This is a genomic window from Klebsiella sp. K5-306 (genome assembly GCF_051835185.1).
GTDB classification, from domain to species: Bacteria; Pseudomonadota; Gammaproteobacteria; order Enterobacterales; family Enterobacteriaceae; genus Klebsiella; species Klebsiella oxytoca.
Window position 1 is genome coordinate 121108 of sequence record NZ_JAIFJY010000012.1, and the last position, 25670, is coordinate 146777.

Annotated in this window: 23 protein-coding genes, 3 tRNA genes and 1 pseudogene; 18 read left to right on the forward strand and 9 right to left on the reverse strand. The window is 55.1% G+C overall.

Translation table 11 applies throughout. The annotated features are described in order from the left end of the window. Positions 1–258 precede the first annotated feature (258 nt). Positions 259–1602 (forward strand): PTS cellobiose transporter subunit IIC, encoded by a 1344-nt coding sequence (locus tag K2184_RS18690; RefSeq protein ID WP_004108481.1) that lies wholly within the window; start codon positions 259–261, stop codon positions 1600–1602. Positions 1603–1644: 42 nt separating this feature from the next. Here the strand turns inward: K2184_RS18690 and fhuF are convergent, their stop codons facing one another. Beyond that, positions 1645–2433 carry a siderophore-iron reductase FhuF gene (gene fhuF, locus K2184_RS18695; protein WP_004108480.1) on the reverse strand — a complete coding sequence of 263 codons (789 nt, stop codon included), beginning with the start codon at positions 2431–2433 and terminating at the stop codon, positions 1645–1647. Between the two features lie 109 nt (positions 2434–2542). Then, positions 2543–3589 (reverse strand): GGDEF domain-containing protein, encoded by a 1047-nt coding sequence (locus K2184_RS18700; RefSeq protein WP_004108479.1) that lies wholly within the window; start codon positions 3587–3589, stop codon positions 2543–2545. A 262-nt stretch (positions 3590–3851) separates the two neighbouring features. On the opposite strand from K2184_RS18700, the gene K2184_RS18705 reads away from it, so the two are divergent. After that, the gene (locus K2184_RS18705; protein WP_004108478.1) at positions 3852–4091 is read left to right on the forward strand and encodes a DUF1435 domain-containing protein; all 240 of its coding nucleotides are present in this window, start codon (positions 3852–3854) and stop codon (positions 4089–4091) included. A 19-nt stretch (positions 4092–4110) separates the two neighbouring features. On the opposite strand, the gene K2184_RS18710 is transcribed toward K2184_RS18705, so the two are convergent. The 4 genes from K2184_RS18710 to rsmC form a co-directional block, all read right to left on the reverse strand. Then, positions 4111–4197, reverse strand: a tRNA-Leu gene (locus K2184_RS18710). Between the two features lie 31 nt (positions 4198–4228). Then, positions 4229–4315: transfer RNA gene (locus tag K2184_RS18715), tRNA-Leu, on the reverse strand. A 28-nt stretch (positions 4316–4343) separates the two neighbouring features. After that, positions 4344–4430: transfer RNA gene (locus K2184_RS18720), tRNA-Leu, on the reverse strand. Positions 4431–4597: 167 nt separating this feature from the next. Beyond that, positions 4598–5626, reverse strand: a complete 1029-nt coding sequence (gene rsmC / locus K2184_RS18725) for a 16S rRNA (guanine(1207)-N(2))-methyltransferase RsmC (protein ID WP_023320294.1) — start codon at positions 5624–5626, stop codon at positions 4598–4600. Positions 5627–5784: 158 nt separating this feature from the next. Between rsmC and K2184_RS18730 the strand changes: the two genes are divergently transcribed. The 13 genes and pseudogenes from K2184_RS18730 to deoD all read left to right on the forward strand — a co-directional run bounded on the left by K2184_RS18730 (position 5785) and on the right by deoD (position 18183). After that, positions 5785–6198 carry a DNA polymerase III subunit psi gene (locus K2184_RS18730; RefSeq protein ID WP_017145042.1) on the forward strand — a complete coding sequence of 138 codons (414 nt, stop codon included), beginning with the start codon at positions 5785–5787 and terminating at the stop codon, positions 6196–6198. Beyond that, complete coding sequence (gene rimI, locus K2184_RS18735; protein ID WP_004110373.1) at positions 6167–6613, forward strand: ribosomal protein S18-alanine N-acetyltransferase; 447 nt, start codon at positions 6167–6169, stop codon at positions 6611–6613. The genes K2184_RS18730 and rimI overlap by 32 nt, the downstream gene beginning before the upstream one ends. Before the next feature lie 14 nt (positions 6614–6627). Continuing rightward, positions 6628–7305, forward strand: a complete 678-nt coding sequence (yjjG, locus tag K2184_RS18740) for a pyrimidine 5'-nucleotidase (protein ID WP_023320295.1) — start codon at positions 6628–6630, stop codon at positions 7303–7305. Between the two features lie 92 nt (positions 7306–7397). Continuing rightward, positions 7398–8987 carry a peptide chain release factor 3 gene (gene prfC / locus K2184_RS18745; protein ID WP_004108474.1) on the forward strand — a complete coding sequence of 530 codons (1590 nt, stop codon included), beginning with the start codon at positions 7398–7400 and terminating at the stop codon, positions 8985–8987. A 217-nt stretch (positions 8988–9204) separates the two neighbouring features. After that, positions 9205–9816, forward strand: a complete 612-nt coding sequence (gene osmY / locus K2184_RS18750; RefSeq protein ID WP_004108473.1) for a molecular chaperone OsmY — start codon at positions 9205–9207, stop codon at positions 9814–9816. 124 nt (positions 9817–9940) lie between these two features. After that, on the forward strand, positions 9941–10102 hold the full coding sequence (locus K2184_RS18755; RefSeq protein ID WP_003856556.1) for a DUF1328 domain-containing protein: 162 nt from the start codon (positions 9941–9943) through the stop codon (positions 10100–10102). A gap of 120 nt (positions 10103–10222) precedes the next feature. Beyond that, positions 10223–11296: a patatin-like phospholipase family protein gene (locus K2184_RS18760; RefSeq protein WP_004108471.1), complete on the forward strand. Its 1074-nt coding sequence runs from the start codon at positions 10223–10225 to the stop codon at positions 11294–11296. After that, positions 11293–12072, forward strand: coding sequence for a metal-dependent hydrolase (locus K2184_RS18765; protein ID WP_049128451.1), 780 nt, complete (start codon positions 11293–11295; stop codon positions 12070–12072). The genes K2184_RS18760 and K2184_RS18765 overlap by 4 nt, the downstream gene beginning before the upstream one ends. Positions 12073–12217: 145 nt before the next feature. Further along, positions 12218–13496, forward strand: a pseudogene (locus K2184_RS18770) (NupC/NupG family nucleoside CNT transporter). A gap of 414 nt (positions 13497–13910) precedes the next feature. Next, positions 13911–14690 (forward strand): deoxyribose-phosphate aldolase, encoded by a 780-nt coding sequence (deoC, locus tag K2184_RS18775; protein WP_004098396.1) that lies wholly within the window; start codon positions 13911–13913, stop codon positions 14688–14690. Between the two features lie 78 nt (positions 14691–14768). Continuing rightward, complete coding sequence (deoA, locus tag K2184_RS18780) at positions 14769–16091, forward strand: thymidine phosphorylase (protein ID WP_004108464.1); 1323 nt, start codon at positions 14769–14771, stop codon at positions 16089–16091. Positions 16092–16143: 52 nt separating this feature from the next. Continuing rightward, entirely contained in the window at positions 16144–17367 is a 1224-nt protein-coding gene (gene deoB / locus K2184_RS18785) for a phosphopentomutase (RefSeq protein WP_004108462.1), read from the forward strand. A 93-nt stretch (positions 17368–17460) separates the two neighbouring features. Next, positions 17461–18183: a purine-nucleoside phosphorylase gene (gene deoD / locus K2184_RS18790; protein WP_004108460.1), complete on the forward strand. Its 723-nt coding sequence runs from the start codon at positions 17461–17463 to the stop codon at positions 18181–18183. A 59-nt stretch (positions 18184–18242) separates the two neighbouring features. Here deoD and lplA read toward each other — a convergent pair whose 3' ends face one another. Both lplA and K2184_RS18800 read right to left on the reverse strand, forming a co-directional pair. Then, on the reverse strand, positions 18243–19259 hold the full coding sequence (gene lplA, locus K2184_RS18795) for a lipoate--protein ligase LplA (protein WP_163524586.1): 1017 nt from the start codon (positions 19257–19259) through the stop codon (positions 18243–18245). A 10-nt stretch (positions 19260–19269) separates the two neighbouring features. Beyond that, positions 19270–19911: a YtjB family periplasmic protein gene (locus tag K2184_RS18800; RefSeq protein ID WP_004108456.1), complete on the reverse strand. Its 642-nt coding sequence runs from the start codon at positions 19909–19911 to the stop codon at positions 19270–19272. Positions 19912–20015: 104 nt separating this feature from the next. Here K2184_RS18800 and serB point away from each other — a divergent pair, with 104 nt between their 5' ends. From serB to nadR, 3 genes are read left to right on the forward strand one after another with little or no spacing between them, the layout of a single operon-like run. After that, a complete protein-coding gene (gene serB, locus K2184_RS18805; protein ID WP_004108454.1) occupies positions 20016–20987 on the forward strand; it encodes a phosphoserine phosphatase in 972 nt (323 codons plus the stop codon). 9 nt (positions 20988–20996) lie between these two features. Next, on the forward strand, positions 20997–22379 hold the full coding sequence (radA, locus tag K2184_RS18810; RefSeq protein WP_004108452.1) for a DNA repair protein RadA: 1383 nt from the start codon (positions 20997–20999) through the stop codon (positions 22377–22379). Positions 22380–22400: 21 nt separating this feature from the next. Further along, positions 22401–23633, forward strand: a complete 1233-nt coding sequence (gene nadR / locus K2184_RS18815) for a multifunctional transcriptional regulator/nicotinamide-nucleotide adenylyltransferase/ribosylnicotinamide kinase NadR (RefSeq protein WP_004108450.1) — start codon at positions 22401–22403, stop codon at positions 23631–23633. A 189-nt stretch (positions 23634–23822) separates the two neighbouring features. Here nadR and ettA read toward each other — a convergent pair whose 3' ends face one another. Further along, complete coding sequence (gene ettA, locus K2184_RS18820; protein WP_004108448.1) at positions 23823–25490, reverse strand: energy-dependent translational throttle protein EttA; 1668 nt, start codon at positions 25488–25490, stop codon at positions 23823–23825. Positions 25491–25670: the final 180 nt, after the last annotated feature.

A 25670-nucleotide genomic window follows, 5' to 3' on the forward strand; every position in this document is an offset into this window, starting at 1 on the left:
TTCCAATTTCTGGATCTCCTTCACATTCGCCGCAACCGGTTACTGTAACCGGTTGCGGTTATTCATTTAGATATGAATACTGACAAGGTAACTTCCCTGCTTCACCTATAACAAAAGAGCCGTGGATGAATCGAAAAGTCTTGAGCTGTAGAGGCGGTAGCTTATCCAAACGGATGGGTTCTTCGCAGAAGCGCATTCATCACAACGGCAAAATAATCGTTGTTGGGCCTGTTCATCTAGCCTGTCAGGAGGGCTGCCATGTCTGCTAACCATGCTGCATTTAATCTGATATTTCGCTTTGTAGAGAATTACATCAGCCCTGTCGCCGGACGCATCTCGTCCCAGCGTCACGTGATGGCTATTCGTGATGGTTTCATCTCCGCGATGCCGTTTATGATTGTTGGTTCATTTCTTCTGGTATTTGCTTACCCGCCGTTTTCGCCGGATACCACCTGGGGATTTGCTCGCGCCTGGCTGGATCTGGCAAAAGAGTTTGAAGGGCGTATTCTGACGCCGTTCGATATGACGATGGGCATCATGTCTATCTACATCTGCGCCGCGATCGCCTATAACCTCGGAAAGCATTACGAAAAAAGCAATCAGCTCGATCCCTTCATGTGCGCCATGCTGTCGATTATGGCCTTCCTGCTGGTGGCGGCGCCAAAAACGAACGGTAACCTGCCGGTAGATAGCCTGGGCGGAACGGGGATTTTTACCGCGATTCTGGTTGCCGTTTACTGCGTTGAGATGATGCGCTTTCTTAAAGCACATAATATTGGTATTCGCCTGCCGGATCAGGTGCCGCCGATGATCAAAAACTCTTTTGATCTGTTGATCCCGGTACTGGTGGTCGTCCTGACGCTTTATCCTTTGAGTCTGCTTATCCAGCATCATTTCGATATGCTGATCCCTCAGGCCATTATGGCTATTTTTAAACCGCTGGTTTCCGCAGCGGATTCGCTGCCGGCGATTTTATTGGCGGTACTGGTGGGGCACCTGCTATGGTTTGCGGGGATCCACGGCGCCGCTATTGTTTCCGGTATGCTGCAGATGTTCTGGCTGACTAACCTTGGAATGAACCAGCAGGCTCTGGCTCAGGGGGCTCCGCTGCCGCATATTTTTATGGAGGCGTTCTGGACATTCTTCATTGTGATTGGCGGTTCCGGGGCGACGATGGGGTTAGTATTCTGCTATTTGCGTAGCCGCTCGGCGCATCTGCGTTCAATTGGTCGTCTTAGCGTGGTGCCAAGCCTTTTCAACATCAACGAACCGGTTATCTTTGGCACACCTATCGTGATGAACCCGGTGTTCTTTATTCCCTTTCTGCTGGCGCCGATGGTTAACGCCGTACTGGCGTGGGCGGCAATGAAGCTGGATCTTATCGGCCGGGTGATTTCGGTTGTTCCGTGGACGGCTCCGGCGCCGATCGGCGGCGCGTGGGCGCTGGGATGGGATTTCCGGGCGGCGATTCTGGTCGTCGTTCTCGCCTGCGTTTCCGCGATTATCTACTTCCCGTTCTTCAAGGTGTATGAGAAACAGCTGCTGGCGCAGGAGGCCGAAGAGGCACAGCGCATGGCGGAAGAGAGTCAACAAACGGCATAAAAAAACGGGCGGCTAAAATAGCCGCCCGTTTTTAACAATTGTTTATTTCAACGTGCAGTCCCCGCACTGCTGAACATCCGGCAGGCGATAGCGCTGGCAGCAGGTTCGACGGACGAGCTGCCCTTCCCGCAAAACGACCGTACGCCAGAGCGGATTATCCTGGCCATCAGAAAACTGTTTTTCGAAGAAGCAGTGCTGACGCAGAGCGGCAATTTTTTCATCTCCGAGCAGGGTTTTCATTTCACCCAGATACCAGTTGATCAGGTAACCCGTATTGCTCCAGATAAGTTTGCCATTGATATCACCCGTGGCTTCAAGCGCCTGAACGACAGGTTGGAGTGCCGTAGCGATCAGCTTTTCCATCCTTGATTGCGCAGATTGTTCCGGCGAGGCGCCCGCCGAATGTACCTCAATCCAGAAACGGGCCGCACGGCCGGTTTCGTGAAACTCGACGCGAAAATGCTCCGGCGCCAGGCTAAGGGCGCGCTCTTCACTCAACAGCGCCAGCATTAATGGCGGAACCAGCAAACCGATGTACCACTGTGCCCACAGAGAAAGCAGCGGTTTCTGCTCACGGGGTTTCCCCGGCTGGTTACGATAAATATGGTCGGACCAGGTCGCCAACAGGGAACTTAGCATTGCGGGCTGCGACCACTCTGTAAGCGTCAGCGCATGATGGGGGGCTTCTTCATTTAGTCGCAGAAAATCAAGCAGATGGGGACGTAGCGCAGCGATCTTGTCATGTAATGCATTCGCCAGTTCGCGCTCAGCCGAAGGCAGCGGGGCCCGCCAGATGAGGTCATTATTGAATGCAAGTGAACGGTAAGCCATTGCGCGCCAGATACAAATCTAAATGATAATGATTTTCGATGTTAATGCCGGGACGCCAGCTTGGCAAGCGATTTGTCCGCCTGATGACACCCGCTGCGCGATACAGGGGCTAGCTGGCGAGAATAATGTTTCGTCCCATATTTTTGGCTTCATAGAGCGCGTTATCCGCTCGTTTCAGGGCGCTCTCGATATCGGCATCTACGAGCGGCGTCATGCCGATACTAATGGTGACATTGGTCGCGACGCTTTCATTGAACATATGCGGGATTTTCAGATCGTAGACCCGCTGCCTGATTCGCTCCGCGGCCTGAAGGGCGTTTTCCGCACTACTGCTGGTCAATAGCACCATAAACTCTTCGCCGCCAAAGCGGGCCACAATATCGCGCGAGCGAACGGCGTTACGAATGGCCGCGGAGACCTGAATTAAGGCCTGGTCGCCCATCATATGCCCATAGTGGTCGTTATAGGCTTTGAAATGATCAATATCCAGCAGCAGGACGTAATGCTCGCTACTATCCAAAGAAAGAATGGTGTCCAGACGATTTTGTAAGCCCCGCCGGTTATACAAGCCGGTGAGAGGATCCAACATGCTGAGATCGTTAAGGGTATTACGTTCTTTCAACAGTTTATCCATGAGGCCCTGGGTGAAAACATCGCTGCGTTTTTGCATCAGGCTTTGCAGGGCGATCCCTGCAATCGGCAACACAAAGCACCAGGACATGCGCAACCACTGTTCGCCTCCGCCGAGGAACAGGCAGGTCACGTAGGTGGGTAACGAGTGCAACGTAAAGGCAATGATATTGCTGGAAAAAGCAATGGTGCCGATAAATAACACGCTTAATAACGCGATGACCAGGTAGTTAAAATGTGGAGGGCCCATCACCATTGCTTTTAGGGCTACATGCCATGCCCACAGCAGACCAAATATCAGTGAAATAAGCGGAATATTTATTTTGTGCTGGGCGAATTTCCAGTGCCATAGCAGCAGAACCGCGCTGCAGGCCACGATCAAAAAGCAAGGTGGGGTAAATGTAATGACGGTAAAGAGCGGGCTGACCAGAGATAAAAAGGATGAAACCAAATTAAGCAGTAAAAATAGCCGTAAGGAATACTGATATTTCTGTTCGTAATGGGATCGCCAGGATTGTGCAGTCATGTCGGAGTTGTCATTATTAATCGTTAAAATTCAAAGTGATGTGAGGTTGGAATGAATAATAAAAAACAGTGCGTAAAATAAGGTTTTTACGAAATAATCAGACAATTTAATATATAAATTATTTTGTTTAATTTATCACCTTCATGAATGTATGTCATTACCGCAAACGTAAAGAATAAGGATGCGCTATTTTCCCTGGATGACAAATGATAAAAATTATCATATGGTATTGGTTATCATTATCGTTGTGAGGGGCGAAATCATGTTGCAGCGAACTTTAGGGAGTGGATGGGGCGTGTTGATCCCTGGCGTATTGCTTGCCGCCCTCGGGTTTGCCGATTTGTCGGTAGATGCCTGGCGTGGATTGGTCACTTTGGGAATGCTGATGTCAGCGATGATGATTTGGCACCGGCAGCTACGGCATTTTGTTTTGCTGCCATCATGCGTGGCGCTGATCGGTGGAATAATGCTGATATTGCTGAATTTGAGGCTGATGGGATAAAGCAGAAGGGTAAGAATATTGGTGCGAGGGGGGGGACTTGAACCCCCACGTCCGTAAGGACACTAACACCTGAAGCTAGCGCGTCTACCAATTCCGCCACCTTCGCACAGTATTCTTAATTTTTGATATCGCCTCGTTGGTGCGAGGGGGGGGACTTGAACCCCCACGTCCGTAAGAACACTAACACCTGAAGCTAGCGCGTCTACCAATTCCGCCACCTTCGCCCAGTGCGAGCAATATCAACGTGGATTATGGTGCGAGGGGGGGGACTTGAACCCCCACGTCCGTAAGGACACTAACACCTGAAGCTAGCGCGTCTACCAATTCCGCCACCTTCGCATACCATCGACACTATAAAAGTATCGTTACCACGGAGGCGCATTCTAGTGGTTTTCAGCTATTCGTCAATAGTTAATTGTATCAGTTGGATTGATTGTTGCAAAAATGGGCGACTGAGAGGGTAAAGTTCGGCGACGAGCGTCTGCTGTCGCCGAAAAAACGCGGGACTATTTCCTGGCCTGACGCGTCATCACCGTCCGGTAAACCTTAAAGCGGCCCGTCTGGGCAATCACTTCATGGAAGCCGAAGATCTCATCCAGCACATTCGGATAGGGCAAGAAGGCGTTGGCGACGATGCGTAGCTCTCCGCCGCTGTTCAAATGCCGAACGGCGCCGCGAATCAGGGTCTGAGCGGCTTCCAGGCTGGTCTGCAGACCATCGTGGAAAGGCGGATTGGAGATAATCATATCGAAGCGGCCGTTCACTTCGGAAAATACATTGCTGGCGAATACTTCCCCTTCGATACCGTTAGCGGCGAGCGTGGCGCGGCTGGCTTCAACTGCCGGGGCGCTGACGTCGCATAAGGATAAGCGGACTTTAGGCGAGTGGCTGGCCAGCACGGTTGCCAGCACGCCAGCGCCGCAGCCGACGTCCAATACTTTACCTTTGGTGTGCGGCGTCAGGGTTGAAAGAAGCAGCTGGCTACCAATATCCAGGCCATCGCGGCTGAAGACGCCCGGCAGCGTTTTAATCGTCAGATTTTCCAGCGGATACTCGCCCCAGAACTGCTCGGGATCGAAGGCCGGCTGTTTTTCCAGACGACCGTGATAGAGACCACAGCGGCGCGCGCTGTCGACTTTAGTCAGCGGCGCATATTCCGCCAGCATCTGCTCGGCGCTGCGCACGCCGCTGCGGTTTTCGCCAACCACGAAAATATCAATACCGACCGGCAGCAGGGAAAGCAGATTCATCAGCTGAAACTGAGCTTCGGGTTTGTTTTTTGGCCAGTAGTAGATCAGCGTATCGCAATCGGCAACATCGCTGGCTTCCGCGACCAGGCTAAAACGGGCGTTTTCAGCCATCTGGCGGCTCAGTACCTGCCAGTGGTGAAACTGCTGGGTATGGGCGCGGCTGGCAGCCGTATCCAGACGAGCGGGCAGGTCATCCTGCAGGTCACCGGCAAACAGAACGCGGGCGGACTCGAAATCATCACTGTGGCGCAGCAAGACTTCACTTGCCGGGGTAAAAGCGGACATGAAACACTCCTTCATTAAGACTGGCGCCGATTATACACGTTATCTTTCAGCCTGCCTCTTTGTTGGCGGCGGGATGCGCTCCGGCCGCCGCGTAGTTTGTTGGCGCAAATACGACGTATTTGCTATATTGCGCGCTTAATTAACAGGAGTGTTTCGCTATGACATCCCGACGAGACTGGCAATTACAGCAGCTGGGTATTACCCAGTGGTCGCTGCGTCGTCCTGGGGCGTTACAGGGTGAAATCGCTATCTCGCTTCCTGGACACATTCGTCTGGTGATGGTGGCGGAAGAACCGCCATCGCTGACCGAACCGCTTATCCGCGATATTCTGCGCACGCTGTCCCTGACGCCGGAGCAGGTAATGCAGTTGACGCCTGAGCGCGTGGCGATGTTGCCTCAGGACGCACGCTGTAATAGCTGGCGGCTGGGTACGGACACGCCGCTGATGCTGGCGGGCGCGCAGCTATCCACGCCCGCTTTCGATGAACTTCAGACCAGTACGCCTGCTCGCATGGCGCTCTGGCAACAGATCTGCTCACATGAACACGATTTCTACCCTCAACGCGGCTGATTTGCCTCGGGCCTGGCAAATTGAAACGCGCGCCCACGCTTTCCCCTGGAGCGAGCAGACGTTTGCCAGCAATCAGGGCGATCGCTATTTGAATCTTCAGCTGTCCGTAGACGGGGAGATGGCGGCCTTTGCTATTACGCAAATCGTGCTCGACGAGGCGACGCTGTTTAATATCGCCGTCGATCCCGCTTTTCAGCGTCGCGGTCTGGGCAGAGCGCTGCTGGAGCAGGTGATTGATGAAATAGAAAAACGCGGCGTCGTCACGCTGTGGCTGGAGGTGCGCGCGTCTAACGTCGCCGCCATCGCGCTCTATGAAAGCTTAGGCTTTAACGAGGCGACGATTCGCCGCAACTATTACCCCACGGTCGACGGACGTGAGGACGCCATTATTATGGCACTGCCAATCAGTATGTAAGACAAGGTGATACGATGAAGTGGGACTGGATTTTCTTTGATGCCGATGAAACGTTATTTACGTTTGACTCGTTTAGCGGCCTACAGCGGATGTTTCTCGACTATAGCGTGACCTTTTCCGCAGAGGATTTTCAGGACTACCAGGCCGTGAATAAGCCGCTGTGGGTGGATTATCAGAACGGCGCTATCACTTCTCTTCAGCTGCAGCATCAGCGCTTTGACGGTTGGGCGGAGCGCCTGAACGTCCCTCCTGGTGAGCTGAACGCCGCGTTTATGAACGCGATGGCGGAGATCTGCTCGCCGCTGCCGGGCGCGGTGTCGCTGCTGGATTCGTTGCAGGGTAAGGTGAAAATGGGCATCATCACCAACGGTTTTACCTCGCTACAGCAGACGCGTCTTGAACGTACCGGGTTACGCGATCATTTTGATTTACTGATTATTTCCGAAGAGGTTGGGGTCGCTAAACCGGATGCGCGCATCTTTGATTATGCCCTGGCGCAGGCGGGCAACCCCGATCGTGCACGGGTGCTGATGGTGGGTGATACGGCGGAATCTGATATTCGCGGCGGCGTGAATGCCGGCCTGGCCACCTGCTGGTTTAACCCTCATCAACGCGAGTTGCCCGCCGACCTCCGCGCGGACTGGACGGTCACCTCTTTAAGCGAACTGGAGCAACTCCTGTGTAAACACTGATTGCCTCCCCCCCATTGATGGGTAAAATAGCCGCAATTTTTTCGTATTCAACATGCGCGGCGCATTGCCGCGTTTACTAAGAAGATTGAATTATGACGTTGTCTCCTTATTTGCAGGAGGTGGCCAAGCGCCGCACTTTTGCCATTATTTCTCACCCGGATGCCGGTAAAACGACCATTACTGAAAAGGTGCTGTTATTCGGACAGGCTATTCAGACCGCCGGTACGGTAAAAGGCCGCGGCTCCAGTCAGCATGCGAAGTCTGACTGGATGGAAATGGAAAAGCAGCGCGGTATCTCCATTACCACTTCCGTAATGCAGTTCCCGTATCACGACTGTCTGGTCAATCTGCTGGATACTCCGGGGCACGAAGACTTCTCCGAAGATACCTATCGTACGCTGACGGCGGTGGACTGCTGTCTGATGGTTATTGATGCCGCGAAAGGCGTTGAGGATCGTACCCGTAAGCTGATGGAAGTCACCCGTCTGCGCGATACGCCGATCCTGACGTTTATGAACAAACTTGACCGTGACATCCGCGACCCGATGGAGCTGCTGGATGAAGTGGAAAACGAGCTGAAAATCGGCTGCGCGCCGATCACCTGGCCCATTGGCTGCGGCAAGCTGTTCAAGGGCGTTTACCACCTCTATAAAGATGAAACCTATCTCTACCAGACCGGTAAAGGTCACACTATCCAGGAAGTGCGCATCGTTAAAGGGTTAAATAACCCGGATCTGGACGCGGCGGTGGGTGAAGACCTGGCGCAGCAGCTGCGCGACGAGCTGGAGCTGGTGCAGGGCGCGTCTAACGAATTCGATAAAGATCTGTTCCTGGCGGGCGAAATTACGCCGGTATTCTTCGGAACCGCGCTGGGTAACTTCGGCGTTGACCATATGCTGGACGGTTTAGTGGAGTGGGCGCCTGCGCCGATGCCGCGTAAAACCGATACCCGCACCGTGGAAGCCTCGGAAGAGAAGTTCACCGGCTTTGTCTTTAAAATTCAGGCCAACATGGACCCGAAACACCGCGACCGCGTGGCCTTTATGCGCGTGGTTTCCGGTAAGTACGAGAAGGGCATGAAGATGCGCCAGGTGCGTATCGGCAAGGATGTGGTGATCTCCGACGCGCTGACCTTCATGGCCGGCGACCGTTCGCATGTGGAAGAAGCGTATCCGGGCGATATCCTGGGTCTGCATAACCACGGCACCATCCAGATTGGCGATACCTTCACCCAGGGTGAAATGATGAAGTTCACCGGTATCCCGAACTTCGCCCCGGAACTGTTCCGCCGCATTCGCCTGAAAGATCCGCTCAAGCAGAAACAGCTGCTGAAGGGTCTGGTTCAGCTTTCTGAAGAAGGCGCGGTGCAGGTGTTCCGTCCGATCGCCAATAACGATCTGATCGTCGGCGCGGTGGGGGTACTGCAGTTTGACGTCGTCGTCGCTCGCCTGAAGAGCGAATACAACGTTGAGGCGATCTACGAGTCGGTCAACGTCGCCACCGCCCGCTGGGTGGAATGCAGCGACGCGAAGAAATTCGAAGAGTTTAAGCGTAAGAACGAAATTCAGCTGGCGCTCGATGGCGGCGATAATCTGACCTACATCGCCCCGACCATGGTTAACCTGAACCTGACGCAGGAGCGTTATCCTGACGTCCAGTTCCGTAAAACTCGCGAGCACTAATCCTCTCCGGAGCGCGGTTTTCGCCGCGCTCCACGTCGTTTTTCTTTCAGAAGCCCCTATCTGGAAAGTTCTTAATTCTTACCGTTTTGCCTGCTTTTTTACCCGTTCATGCCGCACTCTTCCGTGTATCTACTACATTTAATAAGTAATTTTTGGAATCCTGGCTTAATAGACTACTTATTTTGCTTTACCTGCTTAGATATAACGAGGAACGACGATGACAAGACTTAAGAGCGGCAAGACACTCCTGGCCCTCTTCCTGGGCTCAGCAATAATCAGCGCTTCGGCGTATGCAGAAAACTCGACCGTAGACAGCGCAAAATCTGCAGCCAGCAATGCCGGTCAAGCCGTTGATAATTCGATGAACAAAGTCGGAAACTTTATGGACGACAGCACCATCACCGCCAGGGTGAAAGCGGCGCTGATCGATCATAAGGATATTCGCAGCACCGATATCTCGGTGAAAACGGAAAATAAAGTCGTCACGTTAAGCGGTACAGTTGATAGTTCAGAGCAGCATAAACAAGCGCTTAGCGTAGCTAAAGCCGTTGAAGGCGTGAGCTCGGTAAACGACAAGCTTAGCGTGCAGAACGAAAAATCAGCGTCGCTGAAGGGCTACGCGGGCGATACCGCGGTGACCAGCGAGATCAAAGCTAAATTACTGGCTGACGATATCGTCCCGTCGCGTAACGTGAAAGTTGAGACCACCGATGGCGTTGTACATTTATCCGGCACGGTCGAGTCCAGCAAGCAGTCGGAACGTGCGGAAGGCATTGCTAAAGCCGTTTCCGGCGTCAAAAGCGTGAAGAACGATCTTAGCGTTAAATAAATCCATTCATTAAAAGAATTTATTCTGCGGTCTTTCCGCAGGATGTGTAGCACCACAGGGTTGTGTATGCGCGGCCTGAGTGCGCAGAAAATCGACCGTCATTAACTATGGTAAGGAGAGACGTATGTTTAGATGGGGCATTATTTTTCTGGTGATCGCTTTAATTGCCGCCGCTCTGGGTTTTGGTGGCCTGGCAGGTACCGCTGCCTGGGCTGCTAAAATTGTCTTTGTTGTCGGTATTATTCTGTTCCTGGTCAGCCTGTTCACCGGCCGTCGACGTCCCTAGACGTTAATCAGTGAAATACCGTCTTACATAAAGCCAGTCAATGAGACTGGCTTTCTCTGTTTCAGGGCGTTAAAAATTGCGTTACCTTTGTTTTTATAATAAGCCAGACAGGAAAGCAGGGTGGGGCAGCGAATTCCCGTGACGTTGGGCAACATTACGCCGTTATCTGTTAAACCCTTCCAGCCGGGCAGGCTTGCGCTGGTGTGCGAAGGTGGGGGACAGAGGGGCATTTTTACCGCCGGGGTGCTGGACGAATTTATGCGCGCGGGATTTAACCCGTTCGATATGCTGTTTGGTACCTCTGCCGGGGCGCAAAATCTCTCGGCCTATCTGTGCAACCAGCCTGGCTATGCCCGCAAGGTGATCACCCGCTACACCACCGCCCGCGAGTTTTTCGACCCGATGCGTTTTGTCCGCGGAGGCAACCTCATCGATCTCGACTGGCTGGTCGACAGCACCGCCAAAAAAATGCCGCTGGCGATGGCCTATGCTGAAGACCGTTTTGCTCAGGGTAAAGAGTTCTGGATGTGCGCCTGCCGCGGCGATGATTATACGCCCAACTACTTTTCCCCTACCCAGCAAACCTGGCTCGATCTGATTCGCGCCTCCAGCGCGATTCCCGGTTTTTACCGCAGCGGCGTTATGCTGGATGGGGTGAGCTATCTGGACGGCGGCGTCAGCGATGCGATCCCGGTGCAGGAGGCCGCCCGTCGGGGCGCGCAAACAATCGTAGTGATCCGCACCGTGCCTTCGCAGATGTACTACACCCCGCAGTGGTTTAAACGGATGGAGCGCTGGCTTGGCGAAAGTAGCCTGCAGCCGTTTGTGAATCTGGTACAGCACCACGAAACCACCTATCGCTCCACGCAAGAGTTCATTGAGAAGCCGCCGGGTAAGCTGAGAATTCTGGAAATATATCCACAGAAGCCGTTGAAAAGTATGGCGTTAGGCAGCCGTCTTCCTGCTTTACTGGAAGACTACAAAACCGGGCGCCAGTGCGGGCGCTATTTCCTCGCTACGGTCGGTAAACTGCTGGCCGACAGGCCTCCTTTGCTGCGTCATGCGCCACGCATTGCGGTACCGAAAACGGTGGTTATCCCGCCGGCGCCCGTGGCCAACGAGATCCCTCAGGTTCCGGTCATCGCGGCTGAGCAGGCCAATGATGCCAGCTTTGATAATGAGGACCTCGCGTGACCTTGCGATTTGTTGATACCCACTGTCACTTCGATTTCCCTCCTTTCACCGGCGACGAAACTGCCAGTATTGCCCGAGCGGCTCAGGCTGGCGTGAGGCAAATCATCGTACCGGCGACGGAAGCGGATAACTTTGCCCGCGTATTAGGGCTTGCGGCGCAGTATGCTCCGCTCTACGCGGCCCTGGGGCTTCATCCGATAGTAATTGAGCGGCATGAAGAAGAGAGTCTGGTGCGGCTTGAAGCCTGCCTGGCGAAACGCGATGCTAAGCTGATCGCGGTTGGGGAAATTGGCCTCGATCTCTATCGCGAAGATCCGCAGTTCGAGCGCCAGATTTCTCTCCTGGAGGCGCAGTTGCGTCTGGCGAAACGCTACGACTTGCCGGTCATCCTCCACTCCAGACGCACTCATGACAAGCTGGCGATGCTGCTAAAAAAGCACGCTTTACCGCGTACCGGCGTGGTGCATGGTTTTGCCGGTAGTCTTCAGCAAGCCGAACGTTTTGTCCAGCTGGGCTATAAAATCGGCGTTGGCGGTACCATTACCTACCCGCGCGCCAGCAAGACCCGCGATGTGATGGCGCAGCTGCCACTTTCTGCGCTGTTACTGGAGACCGATGCGCCGGATATGCCGTTAAACGGTTTCCAGGGGCAGCCGAACAGGCCTGAGCAAGCGGCTCGCGTCTTCACCGCCTTATGTGAGCTACGCTCTGAGCCTGCTGAAGAGATAGCTAATACCATGTTTTGTAATACAAAAGAGGTTTTTGCTATTTTATAACCTTTTATTGAGTGACTTGTGTCTCATTCCTGCCTTTTTATCTCATTGTTTTGCCTAAAATGTGTGAGCTGTGATGAGCGTGATGGTTCCATGCCGTTATAATCGCGGGGTTTTACGCTGAACTATCAATACACAGGGATTCTGTATGCAAATTATCATGGGACTTATCGGCATGGTGGTGCTGTTAGCCATCGCAGTGCTCCTCTCCAGTAATCGAAAAGCCATCAACCTGCGCACCGTCCTCGGCGCCTGGATTATCCAGGTGGGGATCGGCGCGTTAATTCTCTACGTGCCGGCCGGGCGCACGGCGCTGCTGGCCATGTCTAACGGCGTTGCCAACGTGATTGCTTACGGCAATGAAGGGATCGGCTTTATTTTCGGCGGTCTGGTTTCCGACAAGATGTTTGAGGTCTTCGGCGGCGGCGGGTTTGTTTTTGCCCTGCGCGTCCTGCCGGTCATTGTCTTCTTCTCATCGCTGATCGCCGTGCTTTATTACCTGGGCATTATGCAGTTTGTGATCCGCATACTCGGCGGGGCGCTGCGCGCGGTACTGAAAACCTCGCGCACGGAATCGCTCTCTGCCACGGCGAATATTTTTGTTGGCCAGACCCGAAGCGCCGCTGGTCGTGCGTCCTTACATCGCCACCATGACGCGCTCTGAGCTATTTGCGGTGATGTGCGGGGGCCTGGCTTCGGTCGCAGGCTCCGTTCTGGCCGGTTATGCCCAGATGGGCGTACCGTTGGAATATCTGATTGCCGCTTCATTTATGGCGGCACCGGGCGGCCTGCTGTTTGCGAAAATTATCGTGCCGGAAACCGAGCAGCCGCAAGATAGCCCGGCGCTGGAAAAAAATGACGCTGATCCGGAAGCGCCGGCAAACGTACTGGATGCTGCCGCATCCGGGGCAGCTTCGGGGATGCAGCTGGCGCTTAACGTTGGCGCGATGCTGCTGGCGTTTATCGCGCTGATTGCGCTGGTTAACGGGATCCTCTCCGGCGTGGGCGGCTGGTTTAACTACCCGGATCTGTCGCTGCAAATGATTCTCGGCTGGGTCTTCTCGCCGCTGGCGTGGGTGATTGGCGTTCCATGGAGTGAAGCCACCGTGGCCGGCTCATTTATCGGCCAGAAGCTGATCATCAATGAGTTTGTAGCCTATATGAATTTCGGCGAATATCTGAAAGCCGACGCCGAGGTGGCTGCCGCAGGTTTGCAGGTCATTTCAACCCACACTAAGGCCATTATCTCCTTTGCCCTTTGCGGTTTTGCCAACCTGTCATCCATTGCCATTCTGATTGGCGGTTTAGGCGGTATGGCGCCCAATCGCCGCCAGGAAATCGCACAGCTGGGCATGCGGGCGGTGGCGGCGGGTACGCTCTCAAATCTGATGAGCGCCACCATCGCAGGCGTCTTCCTCGCGCTATAACGCGTGCTTCAGCGAGAAAATACCGGCGGCGGCGCTGCCGCCGGTATTTTTACCACAATTGTTAAAATTCCATCATCCTGCAACGCTCTGTTTTTCCATCGTTAGTGCTCTTTTTCGCCGTTGTTCGCACAAAATGACCCTGCTGATATCGAGTTATCGCGTTCGGATATGTTATAATAATAACATTCCATCGGGCCGGAGATTGCTGTTTATGCTTATAAAGTGCTGTACGCTCATGAAGCCCGGGCTTGGCTATTTAGTGTGATTTATATCACGTCACAGTAATGCAAATTGGCAATTAGTTTTCATTAACTGTGATGTATATCGAAGTGTGGCGGCGAGGCAATGTTACAATAGTAACAGACTCGCAAGGTGAACAAACTTTTAACCGGCAATACGCCGTCGGAGTATGAAATGACTGATTTAACTGCAAGCAGCCTGCGCGCGTTGAAACTGATGGACCTGACCACCCTGAATGATGACGACACTAATGAGAAAGTGATCGCGTTGTGTCATCAGGCCAAAACACCGGTAGGGAATACCGCCGCAGTGTGTATCTACCCGCGCTTTATCCCGATCGCGCGCAAAACGCTGAACGAACAGGGAACCCCGGATATCCGCATTGCGACGGTGACCAACTTCCCGCACGGTAACGATGATATCGATATTGCGCTGGCGGAAACCCGCGCGGCGATTGCCTACGGCGCGGATGAAGTCGACGTCGTGTTCCCTTATCGCGCGCTGATTGCGGGCAACGAACAGGTGGGTTTTGACCTGGTCAAAGCCTGTAAAGAAGCCTGCGCGGCAGCAAACGTGCTGCTGAAAGTCATTATCGAAACCGGCGAGCTGAAAGAAGAAGCGCTGATTCGTAAAGCATCTGAAATTTCCATCAAAGCCGGCGCTGATTTTATCAAAACGTCGACCGGTAAAGTTCCGGTGAATGCGACCCCGGAAAGCGCGCGCATTATGCTGGAAGTCATCCGCGATATGGGTGTTCAGCAGAGCGTGGGCTTCAAACCGGCAGGCGGCGTGCGCAGCGCGGAAGACGCGCAAAAGTTCCTCGCCATTGCTGATGAGCTGTTCGGGGCCGACTGGGCCGATTCTCGCCACTATCGCTTCGGCGCTTCCAGCCTGCTGGCAAGCCTGCTGAAAGCGTTGGGTCACGGCGATGGTAAGAGCGCCAGCAGCTACTAATACGTAATTTGTCTGACCTTAAGGCCGGATGTCGTCCGGCCTGAGGTTGGTCTTTGACTCTTTCCTCGGGAGGTAATCTTGTTTCTCGCACAAGAAATTATTCGTAAAAAACGTGATGGTCATGCGCTGAGCGATGAAGAAATTCGTTTTTTCATTAACGGTATCCGCGATAACACCATCTCTGAAGGGCAGATCGCCGCGCTGGCGATGACCATTTTTTTCCACGATATGTCTATGCCGGAACGCGTTTCGCTGACCATGGCGATGCGGGATTCAGGAACCGTCCTCGACTGGAAGAGCCTTAATCTTAACGGCCCGATTGTCGATAAACACTCTACCGGCGGCGTAGGCGATGTGACTTCCCTGATGCTGGGGCCGATGGTCGCTGCCTGCGGCGGCTATGTACCGATGATCTCCGGGCGCGGACTCGGTCATACCGGCGGTACGCTGGACAAGCTGGAAGCGATCCCCGGTTTCGATATCTTCCCGGACGATAGCCGCTTCCGTGAAATCATTAAAGATGTCGGCGTCGCGATTATCGGGCAGACCAGCTCTCTGGCACCGGCGGACAAACGTTTTTACGCCACGCGTGATATCACCGCGACGGTGGACTCTATCCCGCTGATCACCGCCTCGATTCTCGCCAAGAAGCTGGCGGAAGGGCTGGACGCGCTGGTGATGGATGTCAAAGTCGGCAGCGGCGCCTTTATGCCCACTTATGAGCTTTCCGCCGCGCTGGCCGAAGCGATCGTCGGCGTTGCTAATGGCGCCGGCGTGCGGACGACAGCCCTGTTGACCGATATGAACCAGGTGCTGGCTTCCAGCGCCGGTAATGCGGTGGAAGTGCGGGAAGCCGTGCAGTTCCTCACCGGCGAGTACCGCAATCCGCGGCTGCTTGAGGTGACGATGGCGCTCTGCGTTGAGATGCTGATTTCCGGCAAGCTGGCGGAGAACGATGCCGATGCGCGGGCTAAGCTTCAGGCGGTGCTTGATAACGGTAAAGCCGCAGAAGTCTTTGGCCGGATGGTGGCGGCGCAAAAAGGCCCTGGCGATTTCGTGGAAAACTACGATAAATACCTGCCGGGCGCGATGCTAAGCAAAGCGGTCTACGCCGAAGGCGAAGGATTTGTTGCCGAAATGGACACTCGCGCGCTGGGCATGGCGGTGGTCTCTATGGGCGGCGGTCGCCGTCAGGCTGCAGATCTAATTGATTACAGCGTCGGCTTCACCGACATGGTTCCCCTCGGCGCGCGCATTGATACGCAGCAGCCGCTGGCGGTTATCCATGCGAAAGATGAGAACAGTTGGCAGGAAGCGGCCAAAGCAGTGAAAGCGGCCATAAAACTTGACGATAAAGCGCCTGAAATTACGCCGACAGTCTATCGTCGTATCACCGAATAGTTATATACTGATCTGATCGCTTTTTTGCAGCGCAAAAGGTACGGAGAATAATATGAAACGTGCATTTATTATGGTGCTGGACTCATTCGGCATCGGTGCGACTGAAGACGCTGAACGCTTTGGCGACGTCGGTTCAGACACCATGGGCCATATTGCAGAAGCTTGTGCCAAAGGCGAGGCTGACAACGGCCGTAAAGGTCCGCTCAATTTGCCTAATCTGACCCGCCTGGGGCTGGTTAAGGCCCATGAAGGTTCTACCGGTAAAGTTGCAGCCGGTATGGACGGCAACGCGGAAGTTATCGGCGCTTACGCATGGGCGCATGAGCTCTCTTCCGGCAAAGACACCCCGTCAGGCCACTGGGAAATCGCCGGCGTGCCGGTTCTGTTTGACTGGGGCTACTTCCCTGAGCATGAAAACAGCTTCCCGCAGGAGCTGCTTGATAAACTGGTTAAGCGCGCAAATCTGCCGGGCTACCTCGGCAACTGCCACTCTTCCGGTACCGTTATCCTCGATCAACTGGGCGAAGAGCATATGAAAACCGGCAAGCCGATTTTCTATACCTCTGCTGACTCGGTGTTCCAGATTGCCTGCCATGAAGAGACCTTTGGTCTCGATAAGCTGTACGAACTGTGCGAAATCGCGCGTGAAGAGCTGACCGAAGGCGGCTATAACATCGGCCGCGTTATTGCGCGTCCGTTTATCGGCGACAAAGCCGGTCACTTCCAGCGCACCGGTAACCGCCACGATCTGGCCGTTGAGCCGCCGGCACCGACGGTGCTACAGAAGCTGGTTGACGAGAAAAAAGGGCAGGTGGTTTCGGTCGGTAAAATCGCCGACATCTATGCCAACTGCGGCATTACTAAAAAAGTGAAGGCGACCGGTCTGGATGCGCTGTTTGACGCCACCATTAAAGAGATGAAAGAAGCGGGGGACGAAACCATCGTCTTCACCAACTTCGTGGACTTCGACTCTTCCTGGGGCCACCGCCGAGATGTTGCTGGCTATGCTGCGGGTCTGGAGCTGTTCGATCGCCGTCTGCCGGAGCTGATGGAACTGGTAGGGGAAGATGACATTCTGATCCTGACCGCTGACCACGGCTGCGACCCGACCTGGACCGGTACTGACCATACCCGCGAACATATTCCGGTACTGATTTATGGCCCGAAAGTGAAGCCGGGTTCGCTGGGTCACCGCGAAACCTTCGCCGATATCGGCCAGACTCTGGCAACGTACTTCGGTACGTCTCCGATGGAATACGGCAAAAACATGCTGTGATTTTTTGCCCGGTGAGTCACGCTCACCGGGCCTTTTTTGTCAGCCTGATTAGGCGTAGCCGCCATCAGGTATAACATTCAGAAGGATTTAACGATGGCTACTCCACACATTAACGCAGAGATGGGCGATTTCGCTGACGTTGTGCTGATGCCTGGCGACCCGCTGCGCGCGAAGCACATTGCCGAAACTTTCCTTGAAGATATCCGTGAAGTAAACAACGTCCGCGGTATGCTGGGCTTCACCGGTACCTATAAAGGCCGCAAAATCTCCGTTATGGGTCACGGTATGGGTATCCCCTCCTGCTCCATTTATGCAAAAGAGCTGATCACCGACTTCGGCGTCAAAAAAATCATTCGCGTAGGCTCCTGCGGCGCGGTGCGTATGGACGTTAAGCTGCGCGACGTGGTTATCGGCATGGGCGCCTGCACCGACTCTAAAGTTAACCGTATGCGTTTCAAAGACCACGACTTTGCGGCGATTGCCGACTTTGGCATGGTGCGTAACGCGGTTGACGCGGCAAAAGCGCTGGGCGTTGACGCTCGCGTGGGCAACATCTTCTCTGCTGATCTGTTTTATGCGCCGGACGGCGGTGAGATGTTCGACGTAATGGAAAAATACGGCATTCTGGGCGTGGAAATGGAAGCGGCCGGGATCTACGGCGTCGCGGCGGAATTCGGTGCGAAAGCGCTGACCATCTGCACCGTATCTGACCACATCCGTACCCACGAGCAGACCACGGCTGCTGAACGCCAGACGACCTTCAACGATATGATCAAAATCGCGCTGGAATCCGTTCTGCTGGGCGATAAAGAGTAATCATCTCTTCCTCCCTCTCCCTATGGGAGAGGGGCGGGGCGACGTGATCTGACCGCACGTTAGCGTACCGCGCCGGCAATCCACGCCGACAGCTCACGCAGCTCTTTCTCCTGCTCCGGGAAATCAACGAATAAAGCCTCGCACTCCTGCTGCAGCATATCCGAGCGGTACAGGCAGCCCTGCAGTCGGGCGGCAAGCGCTTCCAGCGGTGCCGGGTTAAGGCTGTCGGTAAAGACCTGAGTGCGCGTGATATGGCCTTTTTCGACGTCGAAATGGAGCTCTACGCCGCCCCAGGTAAAACGTTCGTCCAGCAGATGGCTGAAAGCCGGTGCCTGGCCAAAGTTCCACTCCCAGCTGCTCTGGCGAGCAAAGGTCGCGGCAAAATTCGGCAGGTCCGGCATTTTCTCCGGAGAGATCACTTCTGCAGTGACGCGTTCACCGTAATGGGCGAAAAACGCCTCCTGGATCGCCTCGCAGACCTGCTGATGGGTAATGCCCGGCAGCAGCTCGACCAGATTGGCTACGCGCCCGCGTACGGAGGTAATGCCTTTAGCCTGCAGCTTTTTCTTATCGGGATTGAGGTAGTTGGCCAGACGGCTTAAATCGGCGTTCAGCAGCAGCGTTCCGTGGTGAAAGCCGCGATCCATCGTTTCGCGATAGGCGGAGCCGGAGACTTTTCGGTCGCCTTCAGCGGTTTTTACGACCAGATCGTTACGGCCTGAGGCTTCCGCCGTGACGCCCAGCGAATTCAGCGCCGTCAGGACGATATTCGTGGAAACGGTTTTATCGTACTCTGGCTTTCCGGCCATAAAGGTAAAGCAGGTATTGCCCAGATCGTGGAATACCGCGCCGCCGCCGCTGCTGCGACGCGCCAGGCGCACGTTGTCTTCTTCCATACGTCGGGTGTTGCACTCTTTCCACGGGTTTTGTGCGCGGCCAATGACCACCGTATCGGCGTTGCGCCACAGAAACAGCACCCGTTGAGTTGCGGGCATCTGGCGAAAAATGGACTCCTCAACCGCCAGATTGAACCAGGGGTCGTAAGAGTCAGAGAGCAGCAGGCGCAGCGTGGGCATAGCGATTTCCTTATTCTGATTCATCTTTATCTTCATCCTGCACCGGCTTATTGGCGGTAAGCAGGAAAGGCGATTGCTGCCAGCGGGTACGTTTTCCCTGCAGCAGGGTGCGCGTCAGGACGACGCCGATAGCCAGAGATAGCAGCAGCATCAGACGCAGGATATTGGTGGTATTATCGACCTGCTGCGCTTCGGTGGCTAACGTGTGGGTATCCAGCGTCAGGCGCAGGTAGCCGAGCGGCCCGTTTTTACCCTGAACAGGCTCAACGATTTGCTGGTTGAAGTAGCCGCCCGCTTTTTTCCCGTCCAGCGCCAGCCGATCGCGTACCTCGACGCTTTCGCCGGAACGCGCCACCAGGTCACCCTGTTCGTCATACACGCCGGCGTCGAGGATCCGGCTTTTATGGGTAAGCTGGTCCAGCAGCTGGCTAATTCGCTTTTCGTCGGGCGTTTCGCTGTGCATCAGCGGCGCCAGGTTCAGCGTGACCTGCTGGGCGAGCGTGCGGGCCAGTTCTTCCAGCTGCGGATTGCGCTGCTTCTGACTGTTCTGGCTAAACCACGAAGCGCCCTGCATAAGGGCGACGAGGAGTGCGAGACAGATCAGAACTATCACCGCGCGATGCAGCCGGAATTTAAGTTTTGCGCGTACCATATTCCACCTTTGAAAATTTGCAGCTTAATGTTGCCAGAAGCGCTGGTTACAAGGTAGCCTCATGCGTTATTTTCCTCGCCTGAATGAAGTTATGTGGAGCCGTGATGCCAAACAGTTTGACCTGGTGCGACCTGCCTGAAGATGTTTCCCAGTGGCCTGGATTGCCGCTTTCCCTGAGCGGTGATGAGGTCATGCCGTTGGATTATCATGCCGGACGTAGCGGCTGGCTGCTGTATGGTCGCGGTCTCAACAAGCGTCGTCTGACCGAATGGCAACGGGAGCTGGGGGCGGCCCTGGTAATTGTTGCCTCCTGGGCGGTTGACGACTATCAAGTGATTCGGCTGGCTGGTTCGTTAACGCTACGAGCGACCCGTCTGGCCCATGAGGCCGGGTTTGACGTCGCGCCGCTGGGGAAAATCCCGCATTTACGCACGCCGGGCCTGCTGGTTATGGATATGGACTCGACGGCGATTCAGATCGAGTGCATTGATGAAATCGCCAAACTGGCCGGTACCGGCGAGCTGGTCTCTGAAGTGACCGAGCGCGCGATGCGCGGCGAACTTGATTTCACCGCCAGCCTGCGTCAGCGGGTAGCGACGCTGAAAGATGCCGATGCCAATATTCTTCTGCAGGTGCGTGAAACGCTGCCGCTGATGCCGGGGCTGACCCAGCTGGTGCTGAAGCTGGAAACGCTCGGCTGGAAGGTGGCGATCGCCTCCGGCGGCTTCACCTTCTTTGCCGAGTATTTGCGCGACAAGCTGCATCTCGACGCGGTGTTCGCCAACGAACTGGAGATCATGGACGGTAAGCTGACCGGCAACGTCATCGGCGATATCGTCGATGCGAAATATAAAGCCAGTACGCTGCGTAAACTGGCGGAAAAGTATGAAATCCCGCCGGCGCAAACCGTCGCTATTGGCGATGGCGCAAACGATCTGCCGATGATTAAAGCGGCAGGACTCGGCATCGCCTATCATGCTAAGCCCAAAGTGAATGAACTGGCGGAAGTGACAATCCGCCACGCTGACCTGATGGGGGTATTCTGTATTCTCTCCGGCAGCATGAATCAAAAGTAAGAGGTTAACGTGGCGAAAGCTCCAAAACGCGCATTTGTCTGTAATGAATGCGGTGCGGATTATCCGCGCTGGCAGGGGCAGTGCAGCGCCTGTCATGCCTGGAATACCATAACCGAGATGCGCATTGCCGCTTCGCCGCAGGTGGCAAGAAACGAACGCCTGTCAGGTTACGCCGGTAATGCCGGCGTATCGAAGGTGCAAAAGCTCTCCGATATCAGCCTCGAAGCGCTGCCGCGCTTTTCGACCGGATTTAAAGAATTTGACCGCGTGCTCGGCGGCGGCGTGGTGCCGGGAAGCGCGATTCTGATCGGCGGTAACCCCGGCGCGGGCAAGTCGACGCTGCTGCTGCAAACCCTGTGTAAGCTCTCCGAAGGCATGAAAACGCTCTACGTCACCGGGGAAGAGTCGCTTCAGCAGGTGGCGATGCGCGCTCACCGCTTAAGTCTGCCCACCGCCAACCTGAATATGCTGTCAGAAACCAGCATTGAGCAGATTTGCCAGATTGCCGACGAAGAAAAGCCGCAGCTGATGGTTATCGACTCCATCCAGGTGATGCATATGGCCGACGTGCAGTCGTCGCCGGGCAGCGTGGCTCAGGTGCGCGAAACGGCGGCCTATTTAACGCGCTTTGCCAAGACGCGCGGCGTGGCGATCGTCATGGTCGGCCACGTGACCAAAGACGGCTCGCTGGCCGGGCCGAAAGTGCTGGAGCACTGTATTGACTGCTCCGTGCTGCTCGACGGCGACGCCGATTCTCGTTTTCGCACCTTGCGCAGCCATAAAAACCGCTTCGGCGCAGTCAACGAGCTGGGCGTATTCGCTATGACCGAGCAGGGGCTACGTGAAGTGAGCAACCCCTCGGCTATCTTCCTGAGCCGCGGTGACGAAGTGACTTCGGGCAGTTCGGTAATGGTGGTCTGGGAAGGTACCCGACCGCTGCTGGTGGAGATCCAGGCGCTGGTCGATCACTCGATGATGTCCAACCCGCGCCGCGTGGCGGTGGGGCTGGAGCAGAACCGTCTGGCGATCCTGCTGGCGGTACTGCATCGTCACGGTGGTCTGCAGATGGCTGACCAGGACGTGTTCGTCAACGTGGTTGGCGGTGTGAAGGTCACCGAAACCAGCGCCGACCTGGCGCTGCTGCTGGCGATGGTTTCCAGCCTGCGCGACCGTCCTCTGCCGCAGGACCTGGTGGTTTTCGGCGAAGTGGGTCTGGCGGGCGAAATTCGCCCGGTGCCGAGCGGCCAGGAGCGTATTTCCGAAGCGGCTAAGCATGGTTTTCGTCGGGCGATTGTTCCGGCCGCGAATGTGCCGAAAAAAGTGCCGGAAGGGATGCAAATCTTTGGCGTGAAAAAGCTTGCGGACGCGCTAAGCGTCTTTGACGACTTATAATAAGTTAAAAGGAGACTCGCCATGTCGTCATTTGACTATTTAAAAAGCGCCATAAAGCAGAAGGGCTGTACGCTACAGCAGGTGGCGGACGCCAGCGGAATGACAAAAGGCTACCTGAGCCAGCTGCTGAACGCCAAAATTAAAAGCCCCAGCGCGCAAAAGCTGGAAGCGTTGCACCGGTTTCTCGGGCTGGAGTTTCCACGTCGGCAAAAAAGCGTTGGCGTGGTATTTGGTAAGTTTTACCCGCTGCACACCGGGCACATCTACTTGATTCAGCGCGCCTGTAGCCAGGTCGATGAGCTGCATATCATTATGGGCTACGACGATCCCCGCGATCGCGAGCTGTTTGAAAAGAGCGCGATGTCGCAGCAGCCAACCGTGCCTGACCGCCTGCGCTGGCTGCTGCAAACGTTCAAATATCAAAAAAATATCCGCATCCACGCCTTCAATGAAGAGGGAATGGAGCCTTATCCGCACGGCTGGGACGTCTGGAGCCGCGGGATCCGCGCCTTTATGAGCGAGAAGGGCATTGAGCCTAACTGGATCTACACCTCGGAAGAGGGCGACGCGCCGCAGTATCTGGATCATCTGGGGATTGAAACCGTTCTTATCGATCCTAAACGCACCTTTATGAACATCAGCGGCGGGCAGATTCGTGAGAATCCGTTCCGTTACTGGGAATATATTCCTACCGAAGTGAAGCCCTTTTTCGTACGCACGGTGGCGATCCTCGGCGGTGAGTCGAGCGGGAAGTCGACGCTGGTGAATAAGCTTTCCAATATCTTTAATACCACCAGCGCCTGGGAGTATGGCCGCGACTACGTCTTTTCGCACCTCGGCGGCGATGAGATGGCGCTGCAATATTCCGACTATGACAAAATCGCTCTCGGTCATGCGCAGTATATTGATTTTGCAGTAAAATATGCCAATAAAGTGGCATTTATCGATACTGACTTTGTCAGTACTCAGGCGTTTTGTTTGAAGTATGAAGGGCGGGAACATCCCTTTGTTCAGGCGCTGATCGATGAGTATCGCTTCGACCTGGTCATTCTGCTGGAAAACAACACGCCGTGGGTAGCCGATGGCTTGCGAAGCCTTGGCAGCTCCGTAGACCGCAAAGAGTTCCAGTCGCTGCTGGTGTCGCTGCTCAGGGAGAACGAGATAGATTTTGTGCATGTGAAAGAGGCTGATTACGACGCCCGCTTCCTGCGCTGCGTTGAGCTGGTGAAAGAGATGATGGGCGAGCAGGGATAGGCCTTCTGCGGCCTGATGCCGCATGAATCCCTGGCCCGGCTAAGCGCAGCGTGAGCCGGGGAAATGGCTGACGCGGTATTGCGGTTGGTTTCCCGGCTGGCGGCATGAATGCCTGAGCCGGGCTACAACACTCTCCCGGCGGGAGAGTGACAAATATTAAAAAGGGCAACCTGCGTTGCCCTTATGCTCTTATTTCGCAATACGTTTGTACTTGATACGCTTCGGCTCCAGCGCATCGGCGCCGAGGGTGCGTTTCTTATACTCTTCGTATTCGGTAAAGTTACCTTCGAAGAACTCCACCTTACCTTCATCCTGGTAGTCCAGAATGTGGGTCGCGATGCGGTCGAGGAACCAGCGGTCGTGCGAGATAACCATCGCGCAGCCCGGGAACTCCAGCAGGGCGTTTTCCAGCGCGCGCAGGGTTTCGATATCCAGGTCGTTGGTCGGTTCATCGAGCAGCAGGACGTTACCGCCAACCTGCAGCAGCTTCGCCAGGTGCAGACGACCGCGCTCACCGCCGGACAGTTCGCCAACGCGCTTGCCCTGGTCAACGCCTTTGAAGTTAAAGCGGCCCACGTAGGCGCGGCTCGGCATCTCGGTGTTGCCGATCTTCATGATATCCAGCCCGCCGGAAACTTCTTCCCACACGGTTTTGCTGTTGTCCATAGCGTCGCGGAACTGATCGACGGAGGCCAGCTTGACGGTTTCACCCAGGGTGATAGAACCGGCGTCAGGCTGTTCCTGACCGGACATCATGCGGAACAGGGTCGATTTACCCGCGCCGTTAGGACCGATGATGCCGACGATAGCGCCTTTCGGTACTGAGAAGCTCAGATCGTCAATCAGCACGCGGTCGCCGTAGGACTTACGCAGATTGCTGACTTCCACGACTTTATCCCCCAGACGCGGGCCTGGCGGAATAAACAGTTCGTTGGTTTCGTTACGTTTCTGATACTCGACGTTGTTAAGCTCTTCAAAGCGCGCCAGACGGGCCTTACCCTTAGACTGACGGCCCTTCGCGCCCTGACGGACCCACTCCAGCTCTTTCTCGATTGACTTACGACGCGCCGCTTCCTGAGAAGCTTCCTGCGCCAGACGCTGGTCTTTCTGCTCCAGCCAGGAGGAGTAGTTACCTTCCCACGGAATACCTTCGCCGCGGTCAAGCTCAAGGATCCAGCCGGCCACGTTGTCGAGGAAGTAACGGTCGTGGGTAATCGCCACCACGGTACCTTCGAAGTCGTGAAGGAAACGTTCCAGCCACGCCACGGATTCCGCATCCAGGTGGTTAGTCGGTTCGTCGAGCAGCAGCATGTCTGGCTTTTCGAGCAGCAGACGGCACAGCGCGACGCGGCGGCGTTCACCCCCGGAGAGATTGGCGATTTTCGCGTCCCAGTCCGGCAGACGCAGGGCATCTGCGGCGCGCTCCAGCTGCACGTTCAGGTTATGGCCGTCGTGCGCCTGGATAATCTCTTCAAACTTGCCCTGCTGAGCGGCGAGCTTGTCGAAGTCGGCATCCGGCTCAGCGTACTTCGCGTACACCTCGTCCAGACCTTTCAGCGCATTGACCACTTCGGCCACCGCCTCTTCAACCGACTCACGTACGGTCTGCTCTGGATTGAGCTGCGGCTCCTGCGGCAGATAGCCGATTTTCAGGCCCGGCTGCGGACGAGCTTCGCCTTCGATATCGGTATCAATGCCGGCCATGATGCGTAGCAGGGTAGACTTACCGGCGCCGTTCAGACCGAGAACACCGATTTTTGCGCCAGGGAAGAAGCTCAGGGAGATATTTTTCAGAATATGACGTTTCGGCGGAACCACTTTGCCGACACGATGCATGGTATAAACGAATTGAGCCACGTTGGACTTCGCCTCTCATTTATAATGATAGATAGTTTTCAAAGGCGAAGTGTAGCCTTTTTCGCGCTTTAATCCCAGCGAGGCGATGGGTTTCACAAAAGAGTAAAAAAATGTCCGGGACGTGGCGCGATTCGTGTTGTCTGATTAGCATATCTACGTAATACCTGAAATTTTTGCCCG